Source organism: Chryseobacillus diguaensis (genome assembly GCF_049220665.1).
Lineage (GTDB): Bacteria > Bacillota > Bacilli > Bacillales > Bacillaceae > Metabacillus_B.
In genome coordinates this window covers 209,824-219,172 of record NZ_JBMKNV010000006.1, presented here as the reverse complement: position 1 = coordinate 219,172, position 9,349 = coordinate 209,824, and the positions used below count along the sequence as shown (strand labels likewise).

Sequence of the window (9,349 nt, the reverse complement as noted above, 5' to 3'; positions counted from 1 at the left end):
GCATTTTAAAATTCATAGTAAGGCTTCCTCCTTAAGACGTTGAGTTAGATTGGACTCTATACTCGTATCTTACTGAGGGGCTCTATTTTTTTCAAACCTGATATTTAAAGATCTACAGGAATGCTAACCTGCCTTGTTAGCTTAAGTACATCTTTTCACAAACTTTAATTTAATCTTTATATATATATCCAATTATAACTGGTTAAGCCAGCCATGTAATCAGCGGCACTGCAAGGAAAATAATCAAAATCCGGAAAATCAATAAATCCCCGGTATAAAAGCCAGGGATCACGGAGTTCTTAGGGTGATTGACCCTTTTACAACGGTCTCACCCCGGGAGGTTCCTTTAATATGAAGGATATCGCTTTCTCGGGAAAGCGTCAGCTGAACTTCATCCCCTGCATACACCGGCGCCAAAAACTTCATGCGTATCAGGCTTGGCTTGGGACCGGAAAGCTTGAGCTCCTGTGCTGCGGCGCTCCATATTTTAGCCATAGTCAACATGCCATGGCCAATTCGATTTGAATACCCGTATCTTTTTGCTGCCTCTATATCCATGTGGATTGGATTAACATCACCGGAAATGAGAGCATATTGCTCAATATCGGTCTCCTTCACTTGAAATGCTATTACTCTCATTTGTGAATGCCTCCTGCCACAAGGGATGATACACCTGTAAAGCATAAATGACCGTCCAGATCATATAAATGAAGGGTTTGTCTGACGAAAAAATAGTCCCCGTGCTTCCTTTGATCTGACAGGCTGATAACGGCTTTATACTTTTCATTGCTGAACATTACCTGATAAAGCGTGCACTGTTGCTCTCTGTGAATAACTGGTGCTTGCAGCTCCCATGGAACCGAAATCCGCTGATAGGAGATAACGGGCATGAGGGGCGGAAGGGGGATATGCTTATAGCCATGCTGCAATGCCTGTTCTGCAGATTGATATACAGGGTTGCGATCTCCGAGAGCCTGAACATAGGAGAGCACATCCTTATCTGTAAACAGTATTTCCTGTGCTTCTGTTTTCATCTGACCACCTCAAATAACACAGCTGCTCCTATTCCGCCGCCGCTGCCGATTGCGGCAAGGACATAGCGGCTGTCTTTTCTCCGCTGCACCTCGTAAAATAAGCGGGTTACAAGGATTGCACCTGATGCGCCATACGGATGCCCAAGGGTTAAGGCACCTCCCTGGACGTTTAATTTGCTATAGGGAATGTCAAGCTCCTTTGCACAAGCGGCAATTTTTGAAGCAAAGGCTTCATTGATTTCAATTAAATCAATATCCTCCATCGTCAGCTGGTTTCTCTTAAGCAATTCCCGAATGGCCGGAACTGGTCCAATGCCGGGGAAATGGGGATGCACACCAGTTACCTGACTGTCCTGAAAACGCAGTACAGGCTGCATGCCCATTTTCTTTGCCATACTCTCTTCCATCACAATGACAGCACTGGCGCCGTCATGAATGCCGCAGCTGTTTGCTGCCGTAACGGTGCCTGTTTCTTTTTCAAAGATGGGCTTCGCACGTTTGACAAGGCGTTCCATGTCCTTTTGCCTGCGAAACTCTTCATCTGCAGAAAATTCTCCGAGGGGGACGATCTCAGGCTCATATAGCTGAAGCTCATGTGCCTGAAGGCTCCTCTGATAAGACAGCAAAGCATACTCATCCTGCAATTCCCGGGAGACATTGAAGGCCTTTGCCACATATTCAGCTGCAGTTCCCATCTCTGGATCTCCGATTTCATAAGGAGCAAACTGGGCTCTTTTCTTAAAGGGAGAAGTACTGGCGCTTTCCACTCCGCCTGCTATGTAAGCCTGCCCTGCCCCGCCCTGAATGAGAAAGCAGGCTGTCCGGATGGCTTCAAGTCCAGCACTGCATTGGCGATCAATTGTCAAGCCGGGGACGGAAAGAGGGAAGCCCGCTTCCAATGCGGCAAGCCGGGCGATATTCCCCCCTGGTCCGACAACATTTCCTAAAAGGACATCGTCCAAACGGTAATCAATTGCCCTGCCCAAGTGCTGCAATAGAGGGGATATAAGCTTATGAGGTTCGTATTCCCTGAGCATCCCGTTTTCCCTGCCGACAGGTGTCCGCTTTGCCGCAGTAATAACCGCTTTCTTAGTCATAAACATATTCCTCTGCAAGTTTTTTCACCGCGGCTCTTGCGATTTTTCCGCTTGAGGTAAGAGGCATATCTTCAATAAAGAACCACCTGCGAGGCACCTTATAGGAAGAAAGCTTCTCGCGGCATAAGCTCTTCAGTTCCTTCTTGGCTGCCTGTCCTTTTATGGCTGCAGTAACAATCTCTCCCCAGTAGGAATCCTTTAAACCGACTACAGCAGCTTGCTCGACAAGGGGATGCTGCAGCAGGACCGATTCAATTTCTTCGGGGAAAATATTGATGCCGCCATAGATCATCATATGATTTTCCCGTCCTGCAAGATAGACAAATCCGTTCTTATCCAAGTATCCCATGTCATCCACCGACATCCACCCGTTACTGTCTGTTTCAGAAGCAATCATAGAGCCACGGGTATGCTTATAGCCGAGAAAAATCATATTGCTCTTGACGTAGATCTTTCCTATTTCACCAGCAGGCGCGATGCTGCCATCCTTCTTTCTGATTTGGATTTTCACATTATGGCAGGGTCTTCCGACAGAGCCCGGGTATTTAAAGTTATCCTCATGGGAGAGAACCGTTACAAAACTAAGCTCGCTGGCGCCATAAAATTCATACATCCTTAACTCGGGAAATACGGTATTCACTCTGCTTTTCGAATCCGGCTCCCATTTGGCTCCTGATGAAATGATGGTTACGGGCTTATTAACCTGATATTTATTCTTGATAAGCCCTTCAATCATGGTCGGTACGAGATAAACCACTGTTACTGGGTTATGATTCAATCCTGCAAGGAGCTTTTCAGCTGAATATTTTTCCAGCAAAAAAACGGTTCCGCCCAAATAGAGCGTACTGATAGCCCCATAGAGAAAATGCGAATGAATCAGCGGTCCGGGAATCAGAACCTGTTCCTGTTCTTTCATCTGAAAGTCGGTTTTATTGCAGGCAAAGCTTTCGACCCAGGAACCGTGAGAACGGACAAAGGCTTTGGGATTTCCGGTAGAGCCGGAGGTAAACCCCATATAAAAAGGGGGATCTTCTTTTATTGCAGGAGGGGAGGTGCCATACTGCTCTGTCTGCTTCAAGAATTCCTCCAGGAGGATAATTTTTGTCTGGACAGAGACCAATTGATCTGCATATTCCTCCGTTGTGATGATCATAGAGGGATTGCCGATTTCTGCTCTTGCATTTAAGTCCTCTTTTCCCCATCTAATATCCAGCGGGCACACTATCCATCCGGCACTCGCTGCCCCAGCAAAAAGCTGCAAAAAAGGAATGCCATTCGGCAAAAGAATGGCGGCTGTTTTGCTGCCAGCGTCCTTATAGGAGGAAAACCAATTCGCTGTCTGGAAAACGGAGTCGCTCCATTGTTTATAGGTGATCTGTTCATCAGCAGTCTGAAGCGCTATGGAGTCCGGTGAGGCAGCACTGTGCTCCAAATAGGAAGATGTAATAGAAGTCATGCTAATGCTCCTTTCTTAGAAAGAACGAGACACTTCAAAGTGTCTCGTTCTTGGTCAGTTTTAAGCTTCGCATTGCGGGGGATTTTCTCAGACGATAGACTAAAAAGGAAGCAAGCAAAGCTTTCAGAATATCCCCTGGGATATAGATAAGGGATATTTTAATGGTTTGGCTGATTGGAAGGTTCATAACGAAAGATTGGACAGGGACTCCGAAAACGTACAGCAAAAATACCCCTGCAATTAAATTTACTCCCAGTATCTTAGGGAAAGTAACTGTTTTTATCCGGGAAATGATGAATCCCAGCAGGAATGAAATAAAAATATAGCCGATTAAATAACCGGCACTTGGACCGACAAATACGCCAATACCCCCGCGTCCGCCTGATAGCAGGGGCATACCTGCCGCAACTAACGCTAAAAAGACAATTTGGCTCCAGGCGCCTAATCTCGCACCCAGGATCCCGCCCGAAAGCAATACACCCAGCGTTTGAAGGGTAATGGGAACAGGCGTAAAAGCTAAGGCGATGGGAGGGACTAATCCTAAAGCTCCCATAACGGCTGCAAATAATGAAATGTATGTAATGTCCCTTATTTTCATGATGCTCTCCTTTACAAGTCAGATGATAGGCAAGTGCTGAATTGGCACTTCTAATCTTATGGTGCCTGATTATTGTTATAAATGTCAACTTTTTATTTTTAATAGTTAACATATATTTGATAGAAATTTGTGATTTTCGGAATTGCTACTGAAAAAAGTGCAAAATGAATCTAAAAGTAACAGTTACAATAAGGGTGTTAAAAGGCGTCATAACTTATATTTAAAAGTGAAGGAGCAAGAGCCTTTATAAATCTAAAAATCTATGTATCTAAAAGTTGTAAGTTTTGAACATATCCATTTATTTTAAGGAGGAGAAAATATATGAAAAAAAAGAAGATTCTCTTAGCCTTACAGGGCGGAGGGGCGCATGGAGCTTTTACATGGGGAGTTCTCGACCGATTGCTTGAAGAAGAAAACTTGGAAGTTGTAGCTGTATCGGGTACGAGTGCAGGGGCGGTTAACGCAACCGTAATGGCCTATGGATTGACGATTGGAAACAGACAAACGGCGCGAGAGAAGCTCGACTTATTTTGGCGTAAAAACGCTGAATCGGGAATGTTTTCTCCTTTTCAACCGACATGGTTGGATAAAATGATGGGTCCTGGTAATATGGATTTCAACCCACTCTATCAATCATGGGGGATCATCACATCATTCCTCTCCCCTTATCAGCTCAATCCTTTCGATTTCAACCCGCTTAAGAATACTCTAAATGAGACGATTACTTTTGAGAAGGTCCGTAACAATCAGAAAATAAAGCTTTTCTTATCTGCTACTAATGTGAGGACTTCACAAATTAAAGTGTTTGATACCCATGAAATTACAGTCGATACCGTCTTAGCCTCAGCGTGCTTGCCGCAAATCTTTAAAGCTGTTGAAATCAATGGAGAGCATTACTGGGATGGTGGTTATGTAGGGAATCCTGCTCTCTTCCCACTGCTATGGGAGCATGACTGCAATGATTTAATAGTTGTGCAAATTGACCCAACCAATTACCCCAAGCTGCCGACAAATGCTCATGACATTGTTGATCGTGCAACCGACATCGGTTTTAACGCTAGTTTAATGCGTGAAATACTCGTCATCAATTCGTTAAATAGACTAGTTGATCATGGATTTGATTACAATGGTCAATTGGAGAAAGTTAATATTCACATTATTAATACAGGTGAAGGTTTGAACAATCTAGATGGTTCAAGCAAATTGAATGTTTCATGGGATTATCTCATTTACTTGCGTGACTTCGGCCGAAAAAATGCTGATTCATGGATCAAGGAAAATTACGATAAGATTGGCGTCAAGTCAACATTTGATGTTGAAAAGTTTTTTGGTTCGGACTCTCCTGAAGCCCTCGATTTAAAATTTCCCAGAAGGAAAAAAGTCCGACCATTTGATTGCTTTTTCCAATAAGTATTTTTACGCCAAGAAGTATCATAAAGGCATGTATAAATAATAGATTAAAAGGTTCCGGTTTCCCGGAGCTAAAAGAGGAGCACCCCATTAGTCATGAGACATAATGGGCCTGCTCCTTTGAATAATGACTTCGACACTTTGATTTTGGATGTAATCCTGATGAGGAGCTCGGAGAGAGAGCTTTGCCCAGTCCTTTTGTAAGGAAGATCAAAGACTAATCTATATAAATGAGCTGGCTCATTCTTAGGCCAGCTCATTTGTTATTCCAAATAATTGAAAACATACTTCCTGCCGGACTGGTCTTTCTCAAAACCAAGTCCCCGCCGAGCGCCTTTGCGAGCATCCGGCTGAAAGGAAGTCCAAGCCCAAGCCCGCGCACCTTCAGCTTTTTCTTTTCACCGCGGAAGAAGCGTTCAAAAATATAAGGCTGTTCTTTTTCTGGAATGCCGGTGCCGGTATCAGCGATATCAATTCCTGATTCAGAAAGGGATACGATAATCGAACCTTTTCCGTTCATTGCCTGAGCCGCATTGTTGAGCAGATTGATAAGAATCTGCTGCAGACGGAGTGGATCGGTTTCTCTATAAATGATTTCCTCCGGTGCCGATACAGTGCATTGAACTTCTGATTGCTGGGTAACACGCCACTCACGAATAATGGTATGAATGAGTTCGTTCATATTACAAGTTTCAGGATGAATCGTAAAAGCACCTGCTGAAAGGGAGTTGAAGTCAAGTAAATCAGCAATCATATTTTGCAGACGCCCGATTTCTTTTAAGGTAATGTCCAGAAATTCCTGCCGTTCATCTCCTGTAACAATGCCGTCCCGTACTGCTTGGATGAGTCCGCTTATGGAGGTGACAGGCGTTTTTAAATCATGGGTAACGCCCGCTAATAATTCTGCCCGGAGTTTCTCAAGCTGGGTCAGCCGCTGAGTCATTTCTTGAAATGAAGTAACTAAATCATAGATCTCCTGTTCCTTCACGGCGGAATTCAGCTTCACATCATAGTTCCCGTCTTTCATACTGGCAGCTGCATGGGCAACCTCCTGAATCGGCTTTACGATTTTTTTTGATAGAAAGTATATAACTAGCCAGCCCAATAGGCCAAGTCCGACAAGCAAAATAATCAAAAGGCGGTATTCCTGGTTCACCTTCGCAAGTTCCGCCTCATCCTGCATCACAACAACCCATCCTGTCTGAACGGAATTGTCTTTGATAGGTGCTTTGACAGCATATAAGGCAGTGCCGTTTGGATTCAGTTTTTGCACGGAATCGCTGTTTGCAAAGATTTCAGCAGGGAGTTTCACTTGAAAAGCTCCAGGCCTGTTATCATCTCTTAGGCCGCGGCCGCCGCCCCGTCCGATCTCATTTCCTTTCAAATCTGTGATGATTAAAAGGGGAGGGCGTTCCATATTGAGGACGCGCGATCTGTTGTCAAAACGTCTGTCAAAGGCATCAAATTCATTCCCTCCTGAGGACTGTGAGACCTGGTCAGCTGTTTCATCAGCCAAATATTCCAAGAGATTCAGCCTGTTTTCAATCGTAGTATGCCTAATCCACCAGAAAGATCCGGCACCAAGAAGAAGGAGACCGATGCAAAGAGAAATGAGGTAGCGGGTCGTCCAATAGGTTAAGAGACTTGTGCGTGTATTATTTTTCGTTAACACTGAACTGATACCCCAATCCTCTGAATGTGCGGATCACACCGTATGAAGATGACCAATTGGACAAAGCCTGACGGATCCGTTTCACAGCAAGATCAACGGCCCTGTCACTGCCTTCGTAATCAATGCCCCATACTTGATCAAGCAGTTCTTCTCTCGTAAAAGTGCGGTTCGGTCTTTCAGCGAGGAATAAAAGAAGAGAGAGATCCTTCGGGGTCAAAATAACTGTTTCGCCGTCGATCGTTACAAGGTGTGATTCTGTGTTAATGGTTAAATTTCCGAACTGTCTGCGGTTGTCTGACTCAAGTACTTTAGTGGATCTGCGCAAGACAGCATTGATCCTGGCAACCACTTCTTCACCGATAAACGGCTTTGATATGTAGTCATCGGCTCCCTGATTGAGCCCTTTTAATTTATAATCAATATCTCCAAGGGCAGTGAGCATTATGACCGGACAGGCACTGCTTTTCCTGATTTCCTGAAGAACACCCCAGCCATCCACCTCCGGAAGCATCACATCAAGGAGAACGAGATCAGGCGCATTTTCTTTGAATTTGGATACAGCTTCAGGTCCGTCAAAAGCATGCTGTACATCATAGCCATCATGTTTTAAATAAACCGTTAATACCCTTGAAATCGTTTCTTCGTCTTCAGCGACTAAAATGGTTTTATTCATGGCGATCCCCCTATCCTTCTCCACTATACAAGAAAAATCCCTGGCGATAAATACCAGGGATTTGCCCGAAATCAGATGCCCGTATTTTGCGAGTTGCTTTGCTGCAGGCCGTTTTGGGCTGAAGCAGAACCTGTGCCGTTTTGTCCTTGGTCAGGAGTACCTTGTGGACCGCCATCTGGACCATCATGCCCTGGGCCGCCATGGCCGTGGCCGCCGCCAAAACGGCCGTCTTCCATTCCACGGCCATGTCCGAATCCGCCTATGCCGAAGTGATCGTCGCCTAGAAGATCTTTCAATTTATCAGGGTTTTTGTCTTTGATTTCGTCAATCAAGTCTCTAGTTGTTTTGTTATCCGTTGTGATATTCAGTTCTTTTGCAAGGTTTTTCACTTTTTGATCCATTACCTCAGAAGCAAGCTGCCCAATGGATTTACCATCGATTGTGATATTCAATTTTTTCGCTTCTGCTTTCACCTTAGCTGCCTGAACTTCCTGAGCTGCCTGGCGGATATCCTTACCTGTCAGGGAGACACCATACTCTTTCGCATCTTTCTTCACTTGTGCGGTAAACACATCCTGCATAAGAGTTTGTACATCTTTACCTGAAGCTGCAACGCCAAGTTCCTTCGCTTTTTTGGTTAGAGCCGCTTTTTGAATATCCTGTCTTAACGTCTGCTCATTTTTGCCTGTTGTGGAAACACCGAGTGCAGCCGCTTCCTTTTTCAGTTCTGCAAGATGGATGTTGTTCATCAGTGTTTGAGCTGTTTTTCCTTTAGTAGCTACACCAAGCTTCGCAGCTTCTTTTTGAAGCTTGGCTAACTGAACTTCCTGCGCAAGCTTGTCTGTTGTTTTACCGCTAGTTGAGATGCCAAGATCCTTCGCTTCTTGTTTAAGAGTCAGATCTCTGATTTCTGTCATTAATGTTTCAGCGTCTTTTCCAGTTGTGCTGATGCCGAGTGATTTTGCTTTTGCCAACAGCTCGTCTGTATTTCCGCCAAAGAATCCTCCTGGACCGCCGTGTCCGCCAAATCCGCCGTGCCCTTTAAAGCCTCCGCCGTGACCCATGCCGTCAAAACCAGGTTTCGCTTGCTGTGCTGATGAAGCTGAGCTGCTTTGAGCCGTTTTCGCAGTCGTGTTATTTACCGCCGCAAACGCAGACGATGCCGTATATCCTCCAACTAAAACCGTTCCGGCAATCGCAAAAGTTAAAACTGATTTTTTCATTTTTCATTCCTCCTAAAGTATGTGGTAAGGATCATTTTGTCCTGAACCTTATACTCATACTTTACTGGGCGAATGTGTCAGGGAAATGTCAGAGGGGAGAGCTTTTAGAAAAATTATGAAAAAAATTCGAAACGGGGGAAGTGCTGCTGGGACTGGGCTGGGAAGCAGGTCTTTGTGTCAGGTGTA

Annotated in this window: 9 protein-coding genes; 1 reads left to right on the top strand and 8 read right to left on the bottom strand. The window is 44.8% G+C overall.

The genetic code is table 11. The features are described from left to right. Window positions 1-288: 288 nt before the first annotated feature. The 5 genes from ACOT8F_RS12200 to ACOT8F_RS12180 are packed head-to-tail and all read right to left on the bottom strand — an operon-like array spanning window position 289 to window position 4,185. Window positions 289-639, bottom strand: a complete 351-nt coding sequence (locus tag ACOT8F_RS12200) for a MaoC family dehydratase (protein WP_421652183.1) — start codon at window positions 637-639, stop codon at window positions 289-291. Continuing rightward, on the bottom strand, window positions 636-1,034 hold the full coding sequence (locus ACOT8F_RS12195; RefSeq protein WP_421652182.1) for an FAS1-like dehydratase domain-containing protein: 399 nt from the start codon (window positions 1,032-1,034) through the stop codon (window positions 636-638). Before ACOT8F_RS12195 ends, ACOT8F_RS12200 begins: the two co-directional genes overlap by 4 nt. Next, on the bottom strand, window positions 1,031-2,131 hold the full coding sequence (locus ACOT8F_RS12190) for an acetyl-CoA C-acyltransferase (RefSeq protein WP_421652181.1): 1,101 nt from the start codon (window positions 2,129-2,131) through the stop codon (window positions 1,031-1,033). Before ACOT8F_RS12190 ends, ACOT8F_RS12195 begins: the two co-directional genes overlap by 4 nt. After that, window positions 2,124-3,587, bottom strand: a complete 1,464-nt coding sequence (locus ACOT8F_RS12185) for an AMP-binding protein (RefSeq protein ID WP_421652180.1) — start codon at window positions 3,585-3,587, stop codon at window positions 2,124-2,126. The genes ACOT8F_RS12190 and ACOT8F_RS12185 overlap by 8 nt, the downstream gene beginning before the upstream one ends. 34 nt (window positions 3,588-3,621) lie before the next feature. Beyond that, window positions 3,622-4,185, bottom strand: coding sequence for a biotin transporter BioY (locus ACOT8F_RS12180; RefSeq protein ID WP_421652179.1), 564 nt, complete (start codon window positions 4,183-4,185; stop codon window positions 3,622-3,624). A 321-nt stretch (window positions 4,186-4,506) separates the two neighbouring features. Here ACOT8F_RS12180 and ACOT8F_RS12175 point away from each other — a divergent pair, with 321 nt between their 5' ends. Then, the gene (locus tag ACOT8F_RS12175; protein ID WP_421652178.1) at window positions 4,507-5,595 is read left to right on the top strand and encodes a patatin-like phospholipase family protein; all 1,089 of its coding nucleotides are present in this window, start codon (window positions 4,507-4,509) and stop codon (window positions 5,593-5,595) included. A gap of 256 nt (window positions 5,596-5,851) precedes the next feature. On the opposite strand, the gene ACOT8F_RS12170 is transcribed toward ACOT8F_RS12175, so the two are convergent. The 3 genes from ACOT8F_RS12170 to ACOT8F_RS12160 all read right to left on the bottom strand — a co-directional run bounded on the left by ACOT8F_RS12170 (window position 5,852) and on the right by ACOT8F_RS12160 (window position 9,163). Further along, window positions 5,852-7,267: a HAMP domain-containing sensor histidine kinase gene (locus ACOT8F_RS12170; protein ID WP_421652177.1), complete on the bottom strand. Its 1,416-nt coding sequence runs from the start codon at window positions 7,265-7,267 to the stop codon at window positions 5,852-5,854. Next, entirely contained in the window at window positions 7,251-7,940 is a 690-nt protein-coding gene (locus ACOT8F_RS12165) for a response regulator transcription factor (protein ID WP_421652176.1), read from the bottom strand. The genes ACOT8F_RS12170 and ACOT8F_RS12165 overlap by 17 nt, the downstream gene beginning before the upstream one ends. Window positions 7,941-8,011: 71 nt before the next feature. Beyond that, window positions 8,012-9,163 carry a hypothetical protein gene (locus ACOT8F_RS12160; RefSeq protein ID WP_421652175.1) on the bottom strand — a complete coding sequence of 384 codons (1,152 nt, stop codon included), beginning with the start codon at window positions 9,161-9,163 and terminating at the stop codon, window positions 8,012-8,014. Between the last annotated feature and the right edge of the window lie 186 nt (window positions 9,164-9,349).

Excerpts from the sequence above, each read along its gene's own strand:
- ACOT8F_RS12200 (WP_421652183.1), bottom strand. The coding sequence starts at position 639 with ATGAGAGTAATAGCATTTCAAGTGAAGGAGACCGATATTGAGCAATAT.
- ACOT8F_RS12195 (WP_421652182.1), bottom strand. The coding sequence starts at position 1,034 with ATGAAAACAGAAGCACAGGAAATACTGTTTACAGATAAGGATGTGCTC.
- ACOT8F_RS12190 (WP_421652181.1), bottom strand. The coding sequence starts at position 2,131 with ATGACTAAGAAAGCGGTTATTACTGCGGCAAAGCGGACACCTGTCGGC.
- ACOT8F_RS12185 (WP_421652180.1), bottom strand. The coding sequence starts at position 3,587 with ATGACTTCTATTACATCTTCCTATTTGGAGCACAGTGCTGCCTCACCG.
- ACOT8F_RS12180 (WP_421652179.1), bottom strand. The coding sequence starts at position 4,185 with ATGAAAATAAGGGACATTACATACATTTCATTATTTGCAGCCGTTATG.
- ACOT8F_RS12175 (WP_421652178.1), top strand. The coding sequence starts at position 4,507 with ATGAAAAAAAAGAAGATTCTCTTAGCCTTACAGGGCGGAGGGGCGCAT.
- ACOT8F_RS12165 (WP_421652176.1), bottom strand. The coding sequence starts at position 7,940 with ATGAATAAAACCATTTTAGTCGCTGAAGACGAAGAAACGATTTCAAGG.
- ACOT8F_RS12160 (WP_421652175.1), bottom strand. The coding sequence starts at position 9,163 with ATGAAAAAATCAGTTTTAACTTTTGCGATTGCCGGAACGGTTTTAGTT.